Consider the following 21,891-nt stretch of genomic DNA (forward strand, 5'->3'; position numbering starts at 1 on the left):
GTCCATCTCTGCCGGCCGCCTCCCCTGTTCACCGGCGGCGGCGTTCGCGCACATGGGAGGATCGGGCCATGTGCCCACCGCCGCCGTTCGGGGAGAAGCTGCGGGCTGAGCTGGGTTCGCCTCGCCGGGCTCGCAGTCTGGACAGCAGCCCGCGATCACACGTGTGGCGGGCCGAGCTGTCCGGCACACCGGTGGTGGTCAAACAGCTCATCGCGGGCCCGGAGGCCGCCGGGAGATACGCCCGCGAGGTGACCGCGTTACGGCTCGCGTCCCGCGTCGACCCACCCGTCGCGCCACGGCTCCTCGGCACCGACCCCGACGAACGGGTGCTGGTCCTGGAGGACTTGGGCGATCGACCACCGGCCGACGACTGGGTGATCGACTACGCCGAGGCGCTGGCCCGGCTCCACGCGGCCACCGGCCCTGACGACGTCGGCCTCCTCCCCGCCTGGTCCGGCCCCACAAGAGAGGACATCGGCTCCTTCCTCGGGCTCGCCCGGACGCTCGGCCGCACGGTGCCATCCGCGGTACGGACCGAGCTGGACGACCTCGTGAACCGCCTGACCCAGCCACCCGGGCGCGCCCTGCTGCACGGCGACCCCTGCCCCGGCAACGACATCCACACCGGCGGCGGGGTCAGGTTCATCGACTTCGAACAGGCCGCGCTCGGCACTGGGCTCGTGGAACTCGCCTACCTTCGCATCGGCTTCCCGACCTGCTGGTGCGCCACGGCCCCCGCTCAGCCGCTGCTGGACGCGGCGGAGACCGCCTACCGCACGGCCTGGCGCCATGCGACAGGCACCGATGTCCAGGACGATCTCACCGACGCGTGCGCGGGCTGGCTGCTCCGCGGCGACGCGCTCGTCGAGCGGGCCCACCGGGGAACCGCCGACCACCTGTCCAAAGTCCCCGAGGGGGACTGGCGGTGGGGCACGGCGACGGCCCGGCAGCGGCTCGTCCACCGCCTCGGGATCGTCGGCCGTATGACCACGAGCGGCAGCGAGCTCGAGCATCTGGGCCGGCTCGCCATGGCCATGCGCGGCGCGATGCTCACCCGCTGGCCCACGCTCCGACCACTACCCTCGCGGCGGCCCTGGCCTCGCGTGGGCCGCCAGGGCGATATCGGCCCCTGTCAGGGCTCTCTTGAGTACCACACCGAAGGTAGGACCAGCCCGGTCGGCGTGGGTGATCCGGGCGAGAAGGCCAGGCCAATCGGCGCTACACCGCGCGCGTCGGAGAGGTTGACCGTGCCACCGTTGAACACCGCGGCGGAGAAGACGACCGCGCCGCCGTCGAATGTCGCGCCGTAGAATTCGACCGCGCCACCGGAGAACTTCGCGCCACTGAAGTGGATCTCGCTGCCGGAGAACACCGCGTGGTCGAAGAGGACCGTGCTGCCCGAGAACACCGCGGTGACGAAGTGGACCGCCCCACCGGAGAACACGGCGTCGGAGAAACTGAACGTGCCGCCGGAGAACTTCGCGCCGGTGAAACTGACTGTGCCGCCAGAGAACACCGCGCGGGAGAAGCCGACGATGCCGCCCGAAAACACCGCGCGGGAGAAGTTGACCGCACCACTGGAGAACGTCCCGCCGTCGAACCGGACCATGCTGCCCGAGAACACCGCACGGCGAAAGCTGAGCGTGCCGCCGGTGAACATCGCGTCGGCGAAGCTCACCGCACCTCCCGAAAACACTGCTCCGGAGAAGTCTCCACCGTCGAAGGTGGCACCGGTGAAGTCGAAATCGTGCCCCTGCCAGGAGTGGGGATGCTCGGGCGGAAGGCGGAGGTGGTCGCGGATCAGGCGGATGACGGTGTGCCGGACTTCCCGCAGAGCCAGGTACGCGTGCCGGGCATCCGCGTCGTCCTGCGGGAGGTCGGTCTCAGCTGTGTATGGAAGGCGGAGGTAAGAGCACAGAACGTCGATGCACGTCTGGCGTAACTGGCGGGTGGGAGCGTCATCGGCAAGACCGGCCAGGGCGTGGACGCCGCCGAGGCGCACGGCGGCGGATTCCTCCCCCAACTGGGAGACGGCGGTGGTGAAACGCTCGGTGTGCAGTCGGGTGGCCTCACGCTGGGCGCCGTCCTCGTCGACACGCTGCCGTCGGTAGGCCACTACCAGGGCGACCAGGGCACCGGCCCCTGCGACAGCTCCGAATGACAGTTTCACCAGGTCGAAGAGCGTCTGCGAGGTGAGGCGGCGCTCGGACCTGAGTCCCTGGGCCCCCAGCAGGTCCCAACCGGCGAAGAAGACCGCGCCCGCCACGGCGATCGCGGTGGCGAAGGACAGAGCGAGGACGGTTCCGACGGGCCAGAGGCGCAGACCGCGCCGTTCGGCCCGGCGCCAGGGCAGGTGTGGTCTCACACATCAACAAGACCGCCGTGGCGGCCATCCGGTTGCAGCCGCTTCCTCGCGCGCGGAACAGCGGTCGCGGCCGCTTCCTCGCGCGTAGAACAGCGGTCGCGGTCAGCCGGGTACGTCCATGCGCTGTGTGCCGATCACCGACAGCAGCCGCAACGCCTCCTCCGCCGGGGAGCCGGGGTCGGCCGTGTAGATCACGACTCGCTGGTCCCGGTCGGCGATGTCCAGCACATCGCAGTTGAGCGTGATGGGACCGATCAGGGGATGCCGAAAGGTCTTGTGCGGGGCGGGTTCGACCGACAAGTCATAGGCGGCCCACAGCCGGGCGAACTCCGCGCTGCCGGTGAGCAGGTCATCCACCAGCGTGGCCACTTCGGGGTCGTCGGGGTAGCGGGCGGCGGCGGCCCGCAGGTGCCGGGCCGCGGTACGGCCGAAGATGTCCATACCGGACCGGCTGTACCACTGCCGGTCCCCCACTCGCGAATCGAGGAAGGTACGGCGAAGGAAGTTGCGCTCGTGCCGGGGCAGGGCGGAGAAGTCCTCCAGGAGGGCGGCCGCCAGATCGTTGTGCGCGATCACCTCATAGGCCGCGGACAGTACGAGTGCCGCGGCGTGCGGCAGCCGCCGCAGCAGGTCCAGGATGCTCGGGCGCACCTCGCGGGAGGGCCCTGACGGCGGTGCGGGCGGGGCGCCGGCGAGGTAGTGCAGATGGGCGCGCTCGGCGTCCGACAGGCGCAGGGCACGGGTCAGACCGGCCAGCACCTCACGCGAGGGGCGCGGGCCGCGGGCCTGCTCCAGCCGCGTGTAGTACTCGGTCGAGATGTATGCCAACTGCGCCACCTCCTCGCGCCGCAGCCCCGGGGTACGACGCCTCGGCCCGGCGGGCAGCCCCACATCGGCCGGGGTGATCCGCTCGCGCCTGCTGCGCAGGAAGCCGCCCAGCTCACGTCTGTCCATGGTCCCGAGTGTGCACGGGGCCGACGGAGCCGATCCAGGTACCGCCGGTGCCTGGATGAGGGCGCGCGGCCGGACACAGGCTCATCGGCATGAACAACGCACAGACCACCGACACCCCCAGCCCCGCCGCGCCGGGCCTGCTGACCGGCAAGGTCGCCTTCATCAGCGGAGCCGGCCGCGGCATCGGCGCCGCCGCGGCACGGCTGTTCGCCCGGGAAGGCGCCCGGGTCCTGCTCGCGGCCCGCACGGAGAACCAGCTCGAAGCGGTGGCCGAACAGATCCGGACGGCGGGCGGCACCGCGGAGTACGCGGTGTGCGACCTGGCGGACGCGACAAGCGTGCGCGCCGCCGTCGACCGCACCGTGGAGGTGTACGGCCGACTCGACGTCGCGTTCAACAACGGGGCCATCGGCACGCAGCGGATCGGCCCGATGGACCAGGTGCGGGAGCCGGACTTCGACCAGCAGTACGGCGTCAACCTCAAGGGCGTCTGGCTGGCCCTGGCCGCCCAGGTCGGCGCGATCAGGGCGACCGCAGGCACGGGCGCCATCGTCAACACCTCGTCCGTCGGCGGCTGGAGGGGCAACCCCGTACTGCCCGCGTACAGCGCGATGAAGCGAGGTGTCCACAGCCTCACCGAGTCGGCCGCCGTCGCCTTCGGCCCGGAAGGCATCCGTGTCAACGCCATCGCCCCCGGCACCACGCTGACCGAGATGATGCGCGGCTGGGAAGCGGAATCCCCGGGCGTCATCGCCCAGCTCAACGCCCGCACCCCACTGCGCCGCGCCGCCGAGCCCGAGGAGATCGCCGAGGCCGCCGCCTGGCTGCTGAGCGACCGCGCCTCCTACGTCACCGGAGTGGTCCTCCCCGTCGACGGCGGCATGCAGGCGTCGTGAGCCGTGCCCGGGGTCAGTGCAGGGCTTCGATGGCCTTCAGGATCAACGCCCGCGCCTCGGCCCCGTATACGGCCATGCTGCGCAGCTGCTCGAACGCCTTCAGATACAGCGCGATCTCCGAGGGCTGGGTGACCTGGACCCGCGCGGCCAGCAACTCGACCGACACCAGGGCGTCGTCATAGACGTGGAACAGTTCCTGAGGCCACAGAACGCGCCCTCGCGTGGCGCTGGGGATGATCCCCAACGATACGGCCGGAAGAGCCCCAGCGGTGAGCAGGTAGCCAAGCTGTGCGGCCATCGCGTCCTCGTCGCCCAGCTGGTAGCGGAGGACGCCCTCCTCGATCAGCATGACGAACCGGTGCCCCGGCTGGTGGATGATCTGCGAGCGTTCAAGGCGTGCGGCCGCAGCGTCCTCGGCATCGTCGGGAATGTCGAGCAGACGGCTATTGGTGGACAGCAGAGCGCGAGCATACCCCTCGGTCTGTAGCAGGCCGGGCACCAGGGTGGGCGAGTAGATCCGGAACAACTCCGTCGACTGGTAGAGCTCCACGTAGCTGTCCTGGAGACGCTTCAGGCCCGCGCGCACCTTGCGCTGCCATTCGACGTACAGGGATTCGGCATCCCGTGACTGAGCGATGATGTCTGCGGCCTGGTCCTCAGCGCCGCAGGCCCGGCACCAGCGGCGGACGTCGTCGGGTGTTGGCGGAGTGCGCGCGTTCTCGATGCGGGATGTCTTGGGGTGCGTCCAGCCGCAGCGCACGGCCAGCTCAGTGCCGGTAATGCCCGCGTCGGCACGTAGGTCCCGCAGGCGCTGCGCGACCCGCTCGCGCGCGGCCTGGGCCGAGGAGGACGGCGAGGTGGGCATGAGCTGACCGTGCGCCTTTCCGTGTTAGCGGATCTCGTAGTCCTCGTGGGCGGTTGCACGCGCCCACGACGTCTCGAACGCCTCGGCGCACAGCTTCGCCGCGCCCGGGTCCTCGCTCATCTCCCCACCGCCGGAAGCACCATCGCCAGTGAAGTGGTTCCACCGGATAAGCCGGCCGTCGATCAGCCAGAAGTCGTTTCCTGGCAGCGCGATGTCGGAGGCGCGTCGGCGGGCGAGCCACCGCACCCGTTCACCAGCGTGGATGTTGACGACCGTTCCGGCGTGCTCGTACCGGATGTAGTCGCTGACCGGCTCGGACACGATGCGGGTCCGGCGCACGACGACGCCGCGGGCAACGGTGCGGCGGATCAGCGCCACCCAGGGCGCCCAGTACGGCGAGTCGGGGTTGGTGTCCCGTTCTCCGGTGCTCTTCCAGCGGTTGAAGTCGGCGGCCTCGCTCACGACTCCATAGGCGTCCCGCATCTCCAGGTGGACGGCGGAGTGCTGGGCGCTGTCGAGCAGTTCATCGAAGCTCGGTACCTTCTGCGGCATCGCATGCCTTCCTCAAGATCGGCACCATGCGGGCCGGAATGCGGATAACTGCCTCGTGCTCGGGGATGCCCGCCGCGTGCCCAGGCACCTCGAACGAGGCGCACTGAGCTTCGAGTTCAGGCGTTGGCTTCCACCCTTGAATGACCAAGTCGTTGTTGCTGTTGTCGACCCACACCGTGGGGCTCTCGCCTGTTCCAGTGTTCGGGTCGATGCCGATGAACCGTAGTGTCATCGCCGCCTCCGACGCTCTTGGTGTGCACAGATGTACACCACCGTCGGCCGTTTGGCGCGGTACGTCAAGGTCGCGATCTGGGAGAAGACTCGTGTGAACATTCGTGTACATGGCTAGCTGTGTCAGACGTCACGCTCCTAGCGTCTGCGGGTACGACGAGACCCCGGCGAGGCGGCGGAGCCTCCCGGGGCGCGGCCAACGCCACAAGGAGCGCCAGCATGGCCACTTCTACGACCCAAGCCCTCCCGTGGTGGACACCGCCGAACACCGAGGACGTCGAGGTGTTACCGGTGGGCAAATGGTGGGACGCCATCTCCGCGCCCACCGCCGTCGCCGACCGTGCGCTGGAGTTGCTCGGCGCCGGGTCCGGAGCCGTCATCCAGGACGACACCTACGGCAAGACCTACTGGCTCATCGGCATCGACACCTCCACCGCCCGCAGTTGGCGCATGCGCCAGGTCCGCATCCTCACCGAACTCGCCGACGAGGGCACCCTCCTCGGCGTACCGCCCGCCTCCTGGGGCGCTGAGCACCAGACATACTGGCGGATCCCGCTCGGCCCGGACCGGTACCTGACCGACACCAATCACCTGGTCCGCGCCCTGCGCCAGGCGCTCGACGACGTCGTCGGCCCGGAGCCGGACGGCAGGCAACTCTGCTACCGCTGCCAGCTCCCCACTGACGAGCCGATCCCAGTCGATGCGGAAGACAGCGGCGGCGACTTCGGCAAGGCCACCTACGCCTGCCCCGCCCACGCGCCGCTCTACTCGAAGCGTCGCCCGCGGAGCCTCACCAGCGCGGGCGCGGCCGAGCACGAGGGGCGGCGGCGCCGATGACGACCTGCCAACAGCCCTCCCTGCTCCCGGGCATCGAGCTGCCGGACCCCGAAACTCTGACCGGGCCCCAACTCCAGGGCTGGAACTGCGCCCTGTGTGGACAGCGGCTGCTCGCCGACCAGCTGCTCGGCACGGTCGTGTGGACCTGCGGGGGCGTCGCCAAAGAGGAAGTCGAGCTGTACGTGTGCCGACCGCTGTGCGCCGGTGCGGTTCGGCAGGGTGGTGGTCGCGGGTGAGCGCTTGGACGAAGTCGTCGTTTCCCCGACGGCGCGCCGTGTGGGCGGAACGGCGTATCCGCGCGTCGGGTTACGTGCCCCTGGGTCCTCACCCGGGCCTGGCGAGCGTTCCCTGGCCGGCTGTCTGTACCACGTGCGACACGGTCCGCTATCCCACGGTGACGGGCGTGCGGCAGGGCCGGTGCAAGCACGTGCGGCCCGAGCAGCCACCCCCACCCCGCCGGGAGAGGCGAAGGGACCGGGAGGCCCCGGATGAGTCACCGCCGACCGTCCCTCGCGACGCGGGGCAGGCTGCTCGCCTTCCGCGCCGCCCGCATGGGCCTGCTGCTCAGCGTGGTCCCTGCGCTGCTGGTGCTCGTGGCTGCTGGTGCTCGTGGTCTGGCTCTGCTTCGCGAGCACCCCGGGCCCATAGACCGGGTGGGCCGCCGGCGCCCGGGGATCCCCCACCCCGGGGCTTCGCCGCTGGCGACCCACCCTCCTAGGCACCCTGCGGTCGGTGCAGCCAGGCACGGCTGTCTACCGCAGGGCGGGGACTCCGGCCCCCGAGATGGGGATCGCGAGGGCCGGAGTCCCCACAGAAGAAGCCCCCGCCTTGGCCGCCCCCGTATCGGTGAGGACGGCCGACCAGGGCGGGCCTTTACACGGACGCCCAAGCGCCCGTACTCAGGAGGTTGGAACTGTGACTGTCGAGAACAAGCACAAGGGCGACCCCGCCCCGATCAAGCCGTGGACGCCCCCGCCGACGCCCCCGCCGGACGGCACACCACCGCCGAGGCAGAAGTGAGGGAACGTGACCGACAACTGGCGACAACGCCATACGGCACTCCTGGGCGCCCTGGCCGCATCCGGTGAACTCCCGCACGCCTGGCGTCTGGCCTTCGACGCCGTCCCGCGCCACCACTTCATCCCCGGCGAGATCTGGGAGCAGCGGGCCACCTGCGTTCCTGTCACGACGAACGCGGCCTGGTGGGACCTGGTCTACCGCGATGTGCCGATCGTGACGCAGGTCGACGACGGGCAGAGTAACGGCCCGGGAATCGCGACCTCGTCCAACTCCATGCCCACGATGGTGGCGCGCATGCTCGCCGCGCTGGAGGTCGCCGACGGGCAGCGCGTGTTGGAGATCGGCACCGGCAGCGGCTGGAACGCCGCCCTGCTCGCCGCCCGCCTGGGGAGCCAGAACGTCACTACAGTCGAGGTCGACCCGGTGCTGGCGGAGAAGGCCGCGAAGGCCATCAAGGAGGCCGGATACAGCCCGGACGCCGTGTGGGGCGACGGCGCGCGGGGGTGGGAGGCCGGGGCACCGTACGACCGGATCATCGCGACCTGTTCGGTGCGCCGCATCCCCTACGCATGGGTACGGCAGACCGAACCGGGCGGGCTCATCCTCGCCCCGCTGGCGGGAGACTTCTGGTCCGGGGCGCTGGTACGGCTCGACGTGGGCGGTGATGGGGCGGCCTCCGGCCGGTTCGTCGGCGGTGCCCGGTTCATGCCGATGCGCTCGGAGCGTCCTGGCCCGGATGCCCCGGTGGACAGTGGAACCGGGCGGCGCAGTGGCACCGGCGAGCTTCCCGTCGAGACCATGGCGGGCCTCGGCTTCGCCCTCTACGCGGGCGCGAGACTGCCGGGTGTGGTCATGGCCGACGGAGCACCGGACGGCGGATATCGGATCTGGCTCCACGACCGGAACGGGTCGGCGGCCACGATCACCCAGGAGGAGGTGTGGAGTTACGGCCCACGCCGGTTGTGGGACGAGGTCACCACCGTGTACGACGCGTACGTGCAGGATGGCAGTCCGGACTCCGGCGACTTCGGGCTGACCGTGTCCCTCGGCGGACAGCGACTCTGGCTCCGCTCACCTGACACGCCCCTCGGCTGACAGGTTGGACCGATCCCGGTCCCGTCCGTGTGTCGCTCCCGTGGCGCACGGGCGGGGACGCCGATCTTCCCCCACTGTTCGACGGCACGTAACAGGTACCCGCTGGTGGACACTGTCCGAGTCAGCATCTAATTGGGTACTGCACGGACCAGCAAGGCTCAAGGATCACAGTCGCGGAACAGGCGGTAGGAGGGAAAGTTCAGCGCCCGCGCCAGGCGGGCGATCTAGTCGATCGACGTCGGGTACCGGCCGTTCTCGATCTGGCTCATGGTCTTGTTGTCGATCCCGACCCGCGCACCCAACCGCATCTGCGTCAGCCCTTTGTCGAGACGCAGGGTGCGAAGCCGCTGCCCAACCGCCCAGCGGTGTTGCTGAATCCAGGGCGGAAGATCGTCGGGCGGCGCCTTCCTACGCTCGGGCGATTACACGGAGAAGTCCTTACCACATGTGGTAAATCGCAGACTGAACCCCGCGCCAGCTGCTGCGGGCGCACGGGTTCACAGAAGCGGCGCGGTGGCGGCGTTCAGGAATCCGCCTCATTGCGTCGTTACTGACTTTGCTGGCGTGATGTCGTGGCTGACAAGCGGTGGTCGCCGATGCAGCCCGGTTGCATGAGGTATCCGCAAGGAGGCGGGTTGACCGCAGAGCGACGGGCGTTTCGCGAGCACGTCCGGATGCAGGCAGCCGAGTTATTCGCCCTGGAACACGACAATGCCGCGGTCGCGAAGGAGCTACGTGTCAGCGTGGGCTCGGTACAGCGGGTGGCGCCAGGCCTGGGAGCACGGACGTCAGCCCTTGAGTCGAAGGGGCCGGCATCCAGGCCCAAGCTGAGCGAGGCACTGTTTGAGGTGCTGGAGCAGGAAGTGGCCAAGGGGCCGGTGGCGCACGGCTGGCCGAATCAGACCTGGACGCTGGCCCGGATCAAAACGCTGATCGGGCGCCGGTTCCACAAGAGCGTGACCCTGTCGGCCATCGCGCATATGTTGCACCGGCACGGCGTCAGCCATCAGGTCCCGGCCGCCGCACGACCGAGCGCAACCAGGAAGCCGTCACGGGCTGGGTCAAGGAGATCTGGCCCCGCGTGGAAACACCGCGGCGGCGCTCGTGGCTTGGCTGTGCTTCGAGGTTGAAGCCGGCTTCTCGATGACGCCGCCCCCTCCCGCCTCTGAACCAGGCGCGGACACACACCCGACCTCAACCCCGTCGAAGGCATCTGGTGGCTACTGCGACGCAAGCAGCCAGGCCAACACCGCCTTCAACGCCCCCGACATCTGATGCGCGCCCTTCGACACGGCCTCCGCCAGATCCAATACCGCAGCGAACTCATCAACGCTGTCTCGCCGGAACCAGACTCACCATGACGACATCACGCCAGCAAGCTCAGTAACACCGAGAGCCCCCAGCCCAAGTACCAAAGACCGCCAATGATCTGAATGCGATCGACGCTGGCGAATACGCTCCAGGTGAGCGACTGCCTGGAGAGAATCAGATCAGGTCTCTGTACGGTGTGGCCAGCATGACAGCACGGCAGGCTCTCCGTGTCCTGTAAGAGGATGGTATCGCCCACGCTCGCAAAGGAGCTGGCGTATTCGTACGCTCGGACTACACGCCAGGAGAAGGGGCGCAAGCGCAGGAATGCCAGAGCGGCGTCCGCTGTGACCAGCTCATCAATGAGCTACGCCGCGCGCGGGAAGAACTAGAGCGTGCTCGCAGACTTTTGCTAAGCGTCGAGACCCGACTGACCACCATTGCGGACCTCATAGAGCCAGACTGAGTGCGCTCGCCGACGTGGCCGTTGATGACCAAACCACGAGGGCTCGGGTGCCGGTCGGGAGGCGGTCTTTCGCGAGACCCACGCTCAGGCCGATCCTGGAGGAGGCAGGATCGGATGGCTGGGGGGCTCTGATGCAGGCTGAGCGGATCCGGGTGATGGTGACCGTTAAGGCATACCCGACGCTTTCGAAACAGTACGACGAGACAGTATGCGTGGCGGGAGTCCGCGTGGATACGGGCGTACCGCAGCACGTCCGGCTCTTCCCCGTGCCGTTTCGAGATCTTGAGCAAGGTCGGCAGTTCGACAAGTACGACCTGATTGAGGTCGACGTGGTAGATCACGCCAAGGACCCACGGCCGGAGAGTCGAAGGCCTAGGTTGGACTCGATCAAGGTCGTCGGACACGTTCCCACAGACGGGAACTGGGAGCGCCGCGCTCGCTGGGTTCGTCCGTTAGTGGCGGAGTCGCTGTGCGCGATCAAACGAGAGCAGGAGGCGCGGGGGACATCGCTTGGGGTCTTCCGGCCAGCTGAGGTGAAAGATTTTCGGCTACTGAAGGCGGACGACCGGTCAGCGTGGCAGGAGATGATGGCCTCACAGATGAATATTTTTGACCAGGAGCGAAAGAAATTAGAGGCCATGCCGTATCGCTTCGTTTACCGCTTTCGCTGTAATGATTCTCGGTGCCGGGGTCATGAAATTGGCCTGCTCGACTGGGAGGCCGGAGCAGCCTACCTTAAGTGGCGCCGCCTATATTCCCCCGAGGTGCTGAAGGAGAAGATCCGGCAGAAGTGGTTCACAGAGATCGCTGGTCCAAGGCGCGACTTGCACTTCTTCGTCGGCAACCTGCACAAGAGGCCAGGACAGTTCATGCTACTCGGCGCCTTCTATCCGCCGAGTGGAGTCATGGATCAAGGCCAGCTCTTCTAGTCCAGGGCGGTAACAGTAAGGCCGTGACCGTCCCTCGCAATATCGCAGATGACCTTGCGGTGGCATCGCTCTTCATCCTGCTCGAAGCACAGCACAGCAACAGTCTGATCCGCAGCCAGAGCGAGTAGCTCGTCCAACTGCCGGGCACCCGGGTCGGCTGTGAGTAGCTGCTGGAATACCATACGCCCCTCTTCCGCGCGGCCATTCCAAAAAGGAGGGCGATTGTCCTTGGGATTACCAAGCGCACGCAGATGCCGGTAGGCAATGCCAGCCTCGGACAGCGCACCGGAAAGACGAGTCTTGCTAAATCCGGGCTTCCTGCTGATTGGGGTAAGGCGAACGTCAGCGACTGTCCGCACGTCACGTTCGGCCAGGGCCTCGACGAAGCCGTCGATGGTTCTGCCCTCGTAGCCGACTGAGACTACGCCGGCATCAGCGGTTCCACGGGCGGCCTGAAGGAGCACGCCGAGCTGCACGTCGAGAGCTTCGGCAAGTGCAGCGACAGTGAAGAAGCCAGGGTTGGCTGTACCTTCACACTCGATGCGTTCGAGGGTACGAGCCGGGATGCTGGCGACCGCAGCCAAATGCTCGCGGCTCCAGCGGCGTGCTTCGCGCAGTCGGCGCACACGAGCACCGAGCCGTCGGCCCTGGGCTCGCTTGATACTGTTTGCTGATGGTCGTCCGGCCACGATCCGGCATCCTATCTCCCATTTAAATGGGCATCGTTACGGGGCCATCCTGAGGAACGACACACCTGTGCGGGAGTCACCCGATCCCACTGACTGTGCTGTCTCAAGGGAGGCACGCAGCCACCCATCCAGCCCGCTGTCGGGATACCCCTGGATCGGTTCGCATCACAAACCGTCTGGTGAGCTGGCTCTTTTCCCGGGCAACCGCCCGGAGGGTGTCGAAGACCACGCTATGCACCCTGACCTCATGGGCAATCCACCGATCGTCGTCCATCCGTTCCGGAGTGGTCGATGGGCGACGGGTATCGCGGCGGGCGGCGTAAGTGCGAGATCCATTGCGCTAGCGGTTGCAAGATCCCTTGCGGGGTCATCTGCGGGAAGTATTGCGGCCTCCCTCCGGAGTGCTGAGGCGTTTACGCAGGTGGCACCGCATGGCCGACGGGTGACCAAGCCCAGACTTTCCCTCGTACGCCGCCTTGGGTTGTGCAGGTTGGCAGTGGGCCGCTTCCTCAAGAACCAGGGCGCCGCCGACGCGGCTTCCGGACCGTCAAGCCGGTGACGCCGTTCGCCGCGTGTACGCGCGGCGAACGGCCCGGTTTCCGAGCTCTCGCCGCATCGCTGGCTGCCCACCACTGAGGCGGCACCAATCTCCCGAAACAGCACAACTAGCGCTTCTGTAGTAGCAGTCGATCACCAACACGCGTTACGACCATCGCCACGGCATCAAGGCGGCTCGCTCCGCTCCCCCGCGCGGGCAGGCCCGGGTGGGCCTGCGCTCCTAATGGCGTCGTAAGACGTTGGTGCTGATCTAGCCAGCCGGACGTCTTGAGTGAGCCGGCATGCGGTGATCCGTAGCCGCTCCTGAGGCCTGACCTCCCGAGACAGAGTCAGCCCCACGGCTTTACCGAGCCACTTTGGCGCGAGCCTCGCAGATCATGGCCCCAACGTCGTGCTTTACCGGGCAAGTCCACAGACTGCCCGACGCGCCACAAGCTTACGGGGCCATGATCACTCGCACCAAAGCCGCTCCACCGATCTCCGTAGTCTTCTTACTCACCTAAAAACTCACTTTCGATCCACTCTGATCCTTTACCCATAGTGACGCAACAGAATTGCAAGGTTTGCTGCGGCCTGGGAGTCCCCTGCCTCCATCGCTTGTCGAAGACAATACTCCGCATCTTCGATCCTTCCAGCACGCAGCAGCGCGGCACTAAGATTATTAGCCGCACCTAAGTTCCCATTACTCAACGCCTCCCGGAAAGTCATTTCCGCTTCCTCGAGCCGCCCTTCCGCCATGAGCATATTCCCGAGATTCACGGAAACGGACGTGTAGCCGAAATCAATGGCATCCTTGAACATACGTTCGGCTTCTTCGATTCGCCCCAGCCTGGAAAACAGAACTCCAAGGTTCACAGCCATATCTGACTGGCCAGCGAACAACGCCTCCCGAAACAGTTGTTCCGCTTCGTCGTGGCGTCCAAAATCCATCAATAAAGCTCCAAGATTAACAACTGCGTCAACGCTGCCCGCCTCCTTCGCGCGACGATAAGCATTCTCCGCATCTTCTGGCCGTCCAAGATCGCATAGCAAGATGCCAAGATTCAAGGCACCACTAGGATCTCCGAGGCTCTCCGCATGGCGGTACATCTTTTCTGCCTCTTCAATGCGCCCTTTATCCGCCAGTAAGTTCCCAAGGTTTACCGCAGCGCCAGTATGCCCAGAACGTACCGCCAAGCGGAAGAGCTCTGCAGCCTCTCCTAGATTCTTACTCTTAACCATGAGGTTCCCCAGATTAAAGGCGGCTTCTATATTTCCGGAATCGATTGCACTCCGATACATCCTCGCCGCCTCTTCATCCCGCCCCAATTTAGCTAGAAGGAGCCCAAGATTATAGTCCGCGCTAGGAGAAGATGTTTCTACGCCCTGCCGATACATTGCCTCCGCATCTTCGACGCGTCCCATTTCTAGCAGTAGGTTACCGAAATTTACTGCTGCGTCCGAATCTCCAGCGCCAAGGGAACGTAAGAACATCTCCTCGGCCTCCTTGTAGCGCCCTTGGATCATTAGCAAATTTGCAAGAGGCGTGGCGTAAGGAAATCCGCCATCAAGTGCGCGCCTATACGTTACTTCCGCTTCTTCGGTTCGGCCGGTTGACGCTAGCAGGATTCCGAGGTTCATAGCCCCCAAAGGACTACCCTCAACAAGGCGAAGCGTCTTCTCGCCTTCCTCAACGCGGCCTGTTTCACCCAGCAAAATGCCCAGGTTAATTGCGGCATCAGAATATCCCGAAGCGAGTGCACGGCGGAGCCACAGCTCAGCCTCTTCTGCCTTACCAAGCTCACGCAGGAGAACTCCGACATTGAATTCAGCGGCTGCAACACCGTTGTCAGCAAGAGGACGCCAGGCGGAGAGTGCAACGTCGGGCGCTGCACGACTGGCGTTGACGCCAATGATGAAGCGCTCGCTATCACTAGTAGCGTAGGCTAGCGCGGCTCCCCAAACAGATGAAGGGATTTCGCTGCTTGTATGGTCAACGAGATAGTCAAACACGGCCCAACCATCTTCTGTCACGGGCAGAAGCATGCTGGTGACACCAAAACGAATTTGAGATGCCCAAGATACTGCACTTTCCAGCGACTCAGGACGTAATAAGCTTCCCCCCTTCATCATCAAATAAGCTTCATGCAACGGCCTCAGGGCGCTTAGGCGGTAGGGGGATCGCAGCCCGGTGCGAGATAGATCTACAGCAGCAGCAACTAGAGCAGCACCACGAGGGTTCGCACCGGCCCTGTAGGCGCCATGCCATTCATGCAAGAGCGCGGGCCCGGAAGCAAGGTATTCTGCGATCCCAAATGGGCCATGATGGGCGACCGCATCGATAATTCGCGGATCGCTGCAAGCTTGAGCTCGTCTTAACTCTTCAGCGTCCCAGACGCGTTCTAATTCAATGACTGCGGCAAGTTTCAAGACCCTAGTACCGGTGGCTTTAGCATACCAAATCTCATTTCCGCTATGAACGGCCGCTTCCTGTCTTGGGCGAAACGTCTCGTACTGCTGAGTTCTCATCGTGGCAACCACGGGGGTTTTCAGCCGCGCTAATTCATGGACCACTCTGGGGCTAAGTCCCTGAGGTCCGAGATAATCCTCGAGGTCATCCAGCCAAACTATGCAAGGGCATTCAGAGTTCGCTACCGCATCAGAGACTACATCAAAATCATCTCCGATTTCTGGCACCAGAATACGGTACCCCGGCAAAGTAGCTCGAAGTGCTTCGTAGGCAGTACGTGTCTTACCAGCAGTGGAGTCGCCGATTACGAGCACAAGGCCGCCCGATTCGGCTGCGTTGACGAGGCGATCTCTGAGAGCGAGATCTACGACACGCTCAACGTATGGTGGAACCGCATTTCCATCGTCCCCTTGCCGGCTTTGATGCACTCCCGCTGCTAACGCATTCCATGAATTCACTATTGGCCAACGATCGGAATGCAGGTGCGCTGCTGCATGCCTCTCAGATGAGTTATTGGCAACAACCGGCCCATGAAAATGGAAATCCCTGCCCTGGATCACCGCTCCGTGAACGCTGCCACCAGCAAGAGTGTTTTCGGTATCACCATTGCCTGACGTTTCCAATTCCTCCCTACGTGACTACGATCACTCGCCCCAATGCATACCCTGCACTGACTTGAAGCAATAATCAAGCACGATACTCTGGATTCCTACTGGCCCGGGGCATTGAAGTGATTTCGGAGATATCGCGCCCCGGCAAAATGGGGCCATTCTGGCGCAGGCGATGAAGGATCACAGCCTGGGTTGTGAGTGCTTCCACATAGACTTCCGCCCCCAGGGGTTTATTGATGAATTCATGTTCTCCGCCGTCGGTCTCGAAGATCAAATCGAGGGTGCGGCTATGCCGAGGCTTGACCGTTATGTGTAGCGGCATTTCAGGCTGCGCAGGTGTAGGAGCCTGGAAGCTCACGTTGCGGTAGATCGTGCGTGCCTGGACGATGGGGCCGCCGACGTCGCCGGAGGCATGGTTCTCTTGGGGCCCCTGTGGGCCTGACGAAGCTCCGGCGCCATGACCAACTCTCCCCACTACTGCGCACCATTGTTGCCAGGATGGCAGACGACAGAGCACGCAGGCACTTGATTCCGGAGGATGCATGGACACAACTGCAGCAGCGTCGGCAAGGTGTGCGCCAGGCTCGTCGGACCGGTGGGTGTCGCAGCCCGCAGGCACAGATCTTGTGAGCGGCTGGCGTATCTTCGCTCCGGGAGTGAACCGCTACCATGTGATGAGTTGAGCCGCCAAGTGGAGGGACCGACGTGCAGTAGCCCTCAGAGGTGGTAGGCGCCCCTGAGTGGCTGCCGCCGCAGGTGCGCACCATATCCGCACCAGAACGAGCGGGGAACAGCGGGGAATCACGGTGAAAGCAGCCATGCCCGACGAGATTGCATCGCGGCCGTTCGCCCAGGCAGCGCCCTCACCAACCATAAATGACCACAGCTTCCCAAGCTCAGAGCGCAACTGCCGGGCGCAGAGATGACCGGCCTACGGCACAAGGCAGTTCGGGCGGCCGGTGTGCACAATCATCGGTCGTTCTCGCCGCCCGTTTGCCCGTCGCCAAGATGGCGCTGTTCTCCCGACCAGCACAACGAATGTTGCCCGCCCGGCGGTGGTCACTGGCCGAGGACAGGCCACCAGAACGGCCTTCAGCACAGTTACTTCCAGTGCTCGGCCGCTCGTTGGAGGCTGGTACAGCCGCTGGACCGTCAGCAACGTCAGCACAAATCGCTGAGCTGTTTTTTTTGTTGCGTTGACGGGCGTCAGCAGATGTCAGCACTGTCAGCACAACTCGGAATTGTGCTGACAGTGCTGACGGTTGCTGACGCCGCGCTGACAGGTATTTCCACAGGTCAGCGATTTGTGCTGACGTTGCTGACGGTTTCGGCGTCTGTTGGCCGTCCGCAGTCCCAGTACGCCATCATGCTCACCCTACGTCGCTGCTATCTGCCTCGGCTCCGTGGCTGGTTAGCGTCTGGGCAGTCTGCGGCGTTGGGATCGCGCCGGGCCCCTGGACCACCGCTCGGCGGCCGGGGCTGACCGTGATCAGGCCCTCCTTCTTCAGTTGGGCGAAGCACCGGTGAGCCGTGCCCACGGAGATCTCGTACGTTTGTGACAGGTCGACGATCGTGGGGAGTTCGGAGCCGGGCGGCATGGTGCCGTCCTCGATGGCCTCGCGGAGTTCGGCTGTCACCTTCTCCCAGGGCGCGAGCGGCAGGGGTTCCGCGTCGCCGGGGACGGGCAGGCGACCGGGGAGGATTTCCGAAGCTCGGCGGTCGGCTTCGTGGACCCAGGCCGCGTAGTGCCGCAGGGTGGTCGCTCCCCTGCTGTGGCCGTGGCGGCCGGAGACGGTGCGGATGTCGACTCCGGCGACCAGGAGCTCGGTGACGGAGTAGTCGCGCAGGGACTGTAGGCGCGTACTGCGGAGCTTGTTGCGGCGGGCCAGGCGGCCGTATCGCTGGGTGACGGTGCCCTTCTTGATGGGCTCGGAGGAGTCCGGGCTGAGGGAGAAGACGTAGCTGTCGGGAGTGATCTGGGCCCCGAAGGTGGTGGCCTGCTCCCGGCGGCGTGCGAGGTGGGCCTTGAGGAGATCCGCGGTCACCATGTCGATGGCGACGCGGCGGATGCGGCCGGTCTTGGTCTTCTTCAGTCGGTTGGTCTTGCCGGTGGCTCGGCGGACCGTGATGACGTTGGTGTCGAAGTCGACGTTCTGCCAGCGCAATCCGCACAGCTCGCCGCGGCGGCAGCCGGTGACCATGATGAGGAAGAGCAGCGTGCCCCAGTCGAGGTCGTGGCGCCAGGCGTCGTTGAGGATGGTGGCCACCTCGGCGTTGGACGGCGGATCCGGCTCGGGGTCGTCCTCCGGTGGGGCCTGGATCGCGTCCATCGGGTTGCTGCTGAGGTAGCCCCAGACGACCGCGCGTTGCAGCGCGGGCTTGAGGATGTAGTGCAGCTTGCGCAGGTAGGCGTTGGAGAGCGGCCGGCACTCGTGGCGCTGGCCGGTGGCGGGGTCGATGCGACCGCCGAGCTTGCCCTCGCACTGTTCGCGGCAGCGGGTCAGGCGGGCATAGAAGAGTTCGATCAACTGTGGGCCGAGCTTGGCCGCCTGGAGTTCGCCGAAGGTCGGCTTGAGGTACTGGTCGATGGCGATGACGTAGCGGTCGCGGGTGCTCTCCTCGATGCGGACGACGTCCATCCACTGGTCGAGCAGCTTGGCGACCGTGATCTTCCCTTTGGGGTGGCGCTGCTCGTCGACCTTGGCGAGCAGCCGCGTGCGGGCCTTCTCGGCTTCGGGGAGGGTGGCGGCCTGCTCGTGGAGGTAGAGGGGCTTCTTCGTGAGGGGGTCGCTGCCCGCGTAGACGCGGGCCTGGAAGCCAGCCCCGTTGGGGCGGATGCTGCCGCGCGGGCGGGGCGTGGACTGGGTGTTCGCCATGGCTGCGGAACCTATTCATGGTTAATGCCATGGCTACGGCGATCAGCGCGGGCCGCCGAGACGGCATCCGCGCTGGTCCAGAGGGTGGGCGCAGACGGGTTCGAACCGCCGACATCTGCCTTGTAAGGGCAGCGCTCTACCGCTGAGCTATGCGCCCCAGGGGGCTGTCAGCCTACAGGGTTTCCGGGGTGGTGCCGCAATCGTGGGGAGGGGGCGCGGAGGGCGCGGGCCGGGGGCGGAGAAATCCGCAGATCGCGAACCGAACCGAGCGCTGTGCTCGTCAGTGTCGGGTGGGAGAATGACATTCGGACCTGGGCGATCCATCGGGAGCGGGAAGTGGCGGCGTCATCTGGAGAGTCTGCGCGTCCAGCGCGCCGTCTGCGTCGTCCGGTCGACCCTGTGGCCCCGTTCGCCCCAGTCGTCGCTTTTGACCGCCTTGCGCGCCTCGTCCGTGTGCGTCGGTCGCGGCAGTCGCGGCAGTCGCGTGGTCCCTCCGTGCTCGGGCTGGTGTTGCTGCCCGTGCCGTTGCTGGTCGCGGTGGGGTCGTTGTCGTTCGCCGGTGGGGGCGGGGGGCGGCGGTGGTTCGGGGGGCGGGGGGAGAGTCAGCGGGCGGAGGCGCAGGCGGCGAAGGACGCCGCGGCGGCGGCGTTCTACGAGCTGGACACCGCGCAGCGGGATCTGCGGATCTCCATCGAGACGATCACCGCCGTGGACGATTCGCCCGCCGCGCGCCGGACGGCGGGCGACTTCTCGGCGCTGGAGCGGCGGATCGACCAGGTCAGCCAGGACTACATCACGGCGGTGGACGCCCATGATCTGGATCGGGACGATCTGGACGCGGCGACGGCCTCCCGGGCCCGGACCGATCTGACCAGGGCGAAGGAAGCGCTGGAGCGGACGAAGGCGGATCTGGACCGGTTCGCGCAGGGGCTGGGGTCGCTGCTGGAGCAGGCCGAGACGCGGCTGGCGCGGCTGGCGCCGGCCGTGGAGCGGGCGCGGCAGGCGCTGCTCGCGGCGAGTAACGCGCTGGACGCGGTGCGTGCGTCGGGGCTGCGGGCGGACGATCTGGCGGCCCGGCTGGCGGCGCTGTCGCCCGAGCTGACCAAGCTCAACCAGGGGGCCGGGCAGCACGGTGTGCAGGAGACCCTGCGGCGCGCCGATGATGTGCTGCGCAGGGCCGAGGCCGTGCGCGGGGAGGCCGAGCGGCTGCCGGAGCGGGCGGCGGAGATCGACAAGCGGCTGGTGTCGCTGCGCACCCGCGCCCAGGCGATCACCACTCGGGCGGCCGGGGTCGAGCCCGTCCTCAGCGAGCTGCGCCGCCGGTACACGGCGGCCTGCTGGCAGGATCTCCAGCCCGTCCCCGCGCAGGCGGCGCGGGATGTGGCGCAGGCCGAGGAGAAGCTCAAGGAGGCGCAGGCGGCGCGCGAGGAGCAGCGCTGGCCGGATGCCGCCGCGCTGCTGGCCACCGTACGGGCGCTGCTGAACAGTACGGACGAGGCCGTCTCGGCGGCCGGGGACCGGCTGCGACGGCTGGACGAGGTGTCGTACGACCAGCAGAAGGAGATCGAGCGCACCCGGTTCGCGATCCGCGACGCGCAGCGGCTGGCCATGGCCGGGCGCAGCACCCCCGATCCGCGCCACGCGCGGCCGCTGGACGACGCAGTGGAGCGCCTCGACCGGGCCATCGCGGGTCTCGAGGGGCGGCATCCGGACTGGTGGCACTTCCTCTCCGAGACCGAGGCCGTCCGGCAGACCGCCGGCCGGGTCGTCCAGGAGATCCGGGACGAGCGGGGCGGGGGGCATTGAGCCCTCGCCAAGCCCAGGGCTCAGGGATCCAGGGCTCAGGAGGCCAGGGCCCCGGAGGCCAGGGCTCAGAAGCCGAGGGCACATTCGGGGGGCTGACCTGCGGTTCGGTGGTTATGCTCCTGCCATGCCTCGCTACGAGTACCGCTGCCGCGCCTGCGGCACCACCTTCGAGCTGAACCGGCCCATGGCCGAGTCCTCCGCTCCCGCGTCCTGCCCGGACGGGCACGGCGACACGGTGAAGCTGCTGTCCACCGTGGCCGTCACCGGCGCCGCGTCCTCGTCGTCCTCCGCTTCCTCTTCCTCCGCCCGGCCCCCGTCCGGCGGTGGCGGTGGCGGCTGCTGCGGGGGCGGTTGCTGCGGTTGAGCCTTGGGGGGCCGGGGCGGATCCTGGAGATACGTACCCGTGCCGCGCCTCCGGTTGTGCGCGCGTACGTCGTGCGCGCCGTGTGCGTCGTGTGCGCGCCGGTGACGTGGCGGTCCACGGGTACGGCCTCGACCGCGAAGAGCGCGCGGCCGAGGTCCGGCGTCGCCAGCAGCAAGGAGGCCGGAGATGGCTACGGGCCGCCCCTCCCCCATCGGTCCTCATCCCGCCGGAGTCGCACGGCACTTCCCGGAGCGGATCGGCGCGCACACCACGCTCGATGAGCATCTGCCCGTCGATCACCGGCTCAGCAAGGTCTATCGCGTCGGCGCCGGGCTCATGGGGCTGGTGCTCGTCGCCTTCGGCATCCTGGGTCTGATCCACCGGGTCGGCTTCTTCGACACCGGCAGCAACACGGTCGCCGGGCTCAACACCAACGGCACGCTGAGCGTGCTCTCCATCGTCATCGGGCTGCTGCTGTTCTTCGGCATGCTCATCGGCGGCAACTTCGCCTCGACGCTCAATATGGTGCTCGGGCTGCTCTTCCTGCTGAGCGGGTTCGTCAATCTGGCGCTGCTGGAGACGCCGTACAACTTCCTGGCGTTCCGGATGCAGAACGTGCTGTTCAGCTTTGTGGTGGGGCTGCTGCTGATGTGGTTCGGGATGTACGGACGGGTCAGCGGCGGGCTGCCGCATGACAATCCGTACTGGGTGACCCGCCACCCCGAGCAGGCCGAGCGCGAGGCCGCCCACGCGCGTGAGCTGATCGCGGCGCGGGAGCGGGCCGCCGAACGGGGCGATACGGCCCTCCGGCCCGGCGCCCCGCTCACACCCGAGGCCCCGGGCGCCCCGGGTGGGCCTCTTGAACGGTCCGGTCAGCCGCCCGGCAAGTGGGGCAAGCTGGATCAGCCCGGGGGCGGCGAGCCCACCGACCAGCCCAAGGGGCGCTGGGCCCGGGTCCGGCAGCGGATCCGCGACCGGCGGCTCGGCTGACCGGCAGCGGCTCGGCTGACCGGCCGGCGG

Annotated in this window: 19 protein-coding genes, 1 tRNA gene and 2 pseudogenes; 11 read left to right on the forward strand and 11 right to left on the reverse strand. The window is 66.8% G+C overall.

Going from position 1 to position 21,891, the window contains the following annotated elements:
* Window positions 1-68: 68 nt before the first annotated feature.
* Window positions 69-1,094 (forward strand): annotated as a pseudogene (locus tag ACJX2R_RS18440) (phosphotransferase family protein); the annotation flags it as partial.
* A 38-nt stretch (window positions 1,095-1,132) separates the two neighbouring features.
* On the opposite strand, the gene ACJX2R_RS18445 reads toward ACJX2R_RS18440, so the two are convergent.
* On the reverse strand, window positions 1,133-2,365 hold the full coding sequence (locus tag ACJX2R_RS18445) for a pentapeptide repeat-containing protein (protein ID WP_413101025.1): 1,233 nt from the start codon (window positions 2,363-2,365) through the stop codon (window positions 1,133-1,135).
* Window positions 2,366-2,467: 102 nt separating this feature from the next.
* Window positions 2,468-3,319 (reverse strand): helix-turn-helix transcriptional regulator, encoded by an 852-nt coding sequence (locus ACJX2R_RS18450; RefSeq protein WP_413101026.1) that lies wholly within the window; start codon window positions 3,317-3,319, stop codon window positions 2,468-2,470.
* Window positions 3,320-3,408: 89 nt separating this feature from the next.
* Between ACJX2R_RS18450 and ACJX2R_RS18455 the strand changes: the two genes are divergently transcribed.
* The gene (locus tag ACJX2R_RS18455) at window positions 3,409-4,215 is read left to right on the forward strand and encodes an SDR family NAD(P)-dependent oxidoreductase (RefSeq protein WP_413101027.1); all 807 of its coding nucleotides are present in this window, start codon (window positions 3,409-3,411) and stop codon (window positions 4,213-4,215) included.
* Window positions 4,216-4,228: 13 nt separating this feature from the next.
* Here the strand turns inward: ACJX2R_RS18455 and ACJX2R_RS18460 are convergent, their stop codons facing one another.
* From ACJX2R_RS18460 to ACJX2R_RS18470, 3 genes are read right to left on the reverse strand one after another with little or no spacing between them, the layout of a single operon-like run.
* The gene (locus ACJX2R_RS18460; protein WP_413101028.1) at window positions 4,229-5,080 is read right to left on the reverse strand and encodes a helix-turn-helix domain-containing protein; all 852 of its coding nucleotides are present in this window, start codon (window positions 5,078-5,080) and stop codon (window positions 4,229-4,231) included.
* A 24-nt stretch (window positions 5,081-5,104) separates the two neighbouring features.
* Window positions 5,105-5,632, reverse strand: a complete 528-nt coding sequence (locus ACJX2R_RS18465) for a DUF6879 family protein (protein ID WP_413101029.1) — start codon at window positions 5,630-5,632, stop codon at window positions 5,105-5,107.
* Window positions 5,604-5,864: a hypothetical protein gene (locus ACJX2R_RS18470; protein WP_413101030.1), complete on the reverse strand. Its 261-nt coding sequence runs from the start codon at window positions 5,862-5,864 to the stop codon at window positions 5,604-5,606. Before ACJX2R_RS18470 ends, ACJX2R_RS18465 begins: the two co-directional genes overlap by 29 nt.
* 218 nt (window positions 5,865-6,082) lie before the next feature.
* Between ACJX2R_RS18470 and ACJX2R_RS18475 the strand changes: the two genes are divergently transcribed.
* The 3 genes from ACJX2R_RS18475 (at window position 6,083) to ACJX2R_RS18485 (ending at window position 8,815) form a co-directional block, all read left to right on the forward strand.
* On the forward strand, window positions 6,083-6,700 hold the full coding sequence (locus tag ACJX2R_RS18475) for a hypothetical protein (protein ID WP_413101031.1): 618 nt from the start codon (window positions 6,083-6,085) through the stop codon (window positions 6,698-6,700).
* Entirely contained in the window at window positions 6,697-6,936 is a 240-nt protein-coding gene (locus tag ACJX2R_RS18480; protein ID WP_413101032.1) for a hypothetical protein, read from the forward strand. Before ACJX2R_RS18475 ends, ACJX2R_RS18480 begins: the two co-directional genes overlap by 4 nt.
* A gap of 790 nt (window positions 6,937-7,726) precedes the next feature.
* Window positions 7,727-8,815 (forward strand): methyltransferase domain-containing protein, encoded by a 1,089-nt coding sequence (locus ACJX2R_RS18485; RefSeq protein ID WP_413101033.1) that lies wholly within the window; start codon window positions 7,727-7,729, stop codon window positions 8,813-8,815.
* A 224-nt stretch (window positions 8,816-9,039) separates the two neighbouring features.
* Here the strand turns inward: ACJX2R_RS18485 and ACJX2R_RS18490 are convergent, their stop codons facing one another.
* Window positions 9,040-9,192 carry a helix-turn-helix domain-containing protein gene (locus ACJX2R_RS18490; protein ID WP_413105892.1) on the reverse strand — a complete coding sequence of 51 codons (153 nt, stop codon included), beginning with the start codon at window positions 9,190-9,192 and terminating at the stop codon, window positions 9,040-9,042.
* A 258-nt stretch (window positions 9,193-9,450) separates the two neighbouring features.
* On the opposite strand from ACJX2R_RS18490, the gene ACJX2R_RS18495 reads away from it, so the two are divergent.
* From ACJX2R_RS18495 to ACJX2R_RS18505, 3 genes and pseudogenes are all read left to right on the forward strand, one after another.
* The gene (locus ACJX2R_RS18495; RefSeq protein WP_413101034.1) at window positions 9,451-9,945 is read left to right on the forward strand and encodes a helix-turn-helix domain-containing protein; all 495 of its coding nucleotides are present in this window, start codon (window positions 9,451-9,453) and stop codon (window positions 9,943-9,945) included.
* 270 nt (window positions 9,946-10,215) lie between these two features.
* A pseudogene (locus ACJX2R_RS18500) lies at window positions 10,216-10,361 on the forward strand (GntR family transcriptional regulator); the annotation flags it as partial.
* A gap of 242 nt (window positions 10,362-10,603) precedes the next feature.
* Window positions 10,604-11,518, forward strand: coding sequence for a hypothetical protein (locus ACJX2R_RS18505; protein ID WP_413101035.1), 915 nt, complete (start codon window positions 10,604-10,606; stop codon window positions 11,516-11,518).
* Here the strand turns inward: ACJX2R_RS18505 and ACJX2R_RS18510 are convergent.
* From ACJX2R_RS18510 to ACJX2R_RS18530, 5 genes are all read right to left on the reverse strand, one after another.
* Window positions 11,515-12,207: a DUF488 family protein gene (locus ACJX2R_RS18510; RefSeq protein WP_413101036.1), complete on the reverse strand. Its 693-nt coding sequence runs from the start codon at window positions 12,205-12,207 to the stop codon at window positions 11,515-11,517. The two genes, ACJX2R_RS18505 and ACJX2R_RS18510, sit on opposite strands and share 4 nt — an antisense overlap.
* A gap of 1,089 nt (window positions 12,208-13,296) precedes the next feature.
* Entirely contained in the window at window positions 13,297-15,837 is a 2,541-nt protein-coding gene (locus ACJX2R_RS18515; protein ID WP_413101037.1) for a tetratricopeptide repeat protein, read from the reverse strand.
* 64 nt (window positions 15,838-15,901) lie between these two features.
* Window positions 15,902-16,099, reverse strand: a complete 198-nt coding sequence (locus tag ACJX2R_RS18520) for a hypothetical protein (protein ID WP_413101038.1) — start codon at window positions 16,097-16,099, stop codon at window positions 15,902-15,904.
* Between the two features lie 1,096 nt (window positions 16,100-17,195).
* A complete protein-coding gene (locus ACJX2R_RS18525) occupies window positions 17,196-18,701 on the reverse strand; it encodes a tyrosine-type recombinase/integrase (protein ID WP_413101039.1) in 1,506 nt (501 codons plus the stop codon).
* Between the two features lie 85 nt (window positions 18,702-18,786).
* Window positions 18,787-18,858: transfer RNA gene (locus ACJX2R_RS18530), tRNA-Val, on the reverse strand.
* Between the two features lie 338 nt (window positions 18,859-19,196).
* Here ACJX2R_RS18530 and ACJX2R_RS18535 point away from each other — a divergent pair.
* The 3 genes from ACJX2R_RS18535 to ACJX2R_RS18545 all read left to right on the forward strand — a co-directional run bounded on the left by ACJX2R_RS18535 (window position 19,197) and on the right by ACJX2R_RS18545 (window position 21,861).
* Complete coding sequence (locus ACJX2R_RS18535; RefSeq protein WP_413101040.1) at window positions 19,197-20,507, forward strand: hypothetical protein; 1,311 nt, start codon at window positions 19,197-19,199, stop codon at window positions 20,505-20,507.
* Window positions 20,508-20,631: 124 nt separating this feature from the next.
* Entirely contained in the window at window positions 20,632-20,871 is a 240-nt protein-coding gene (locus ACJX2R_RS18540; protein WP_262703855.1) for an FmdB family zinc ribbon protein, read from the forward strand.
* A 186-nt stretch (window positions 20,872-21,057) separates the two neighbouring features.
* Window positions 21,058-21,861 carry a DUF4383 domain-containing protein gene (locus ACJX2R_RS18545; RefSeq protein ID WP_413101041.1) on the forward strand — a complete coding sequence of 268 codons (804 nt, stop codon included), beginning with the start codon at window positions 21,058-21,060 and terminating at the stop codon, window positions 21,859-21,861.
* Window positions 21,862-21,891 lie beyond the last annotated feature (30 nt).

The sequence above is a fragment of the Streptomyces sp. Inha503 genome, assembly GCF_047215865.1.
GTDB lineage: Bacteria > Actinomycetota > Actinomycetes > Streptomycetales > Streptomycetaceae > Streptomyces > Streptomyces lycopersici.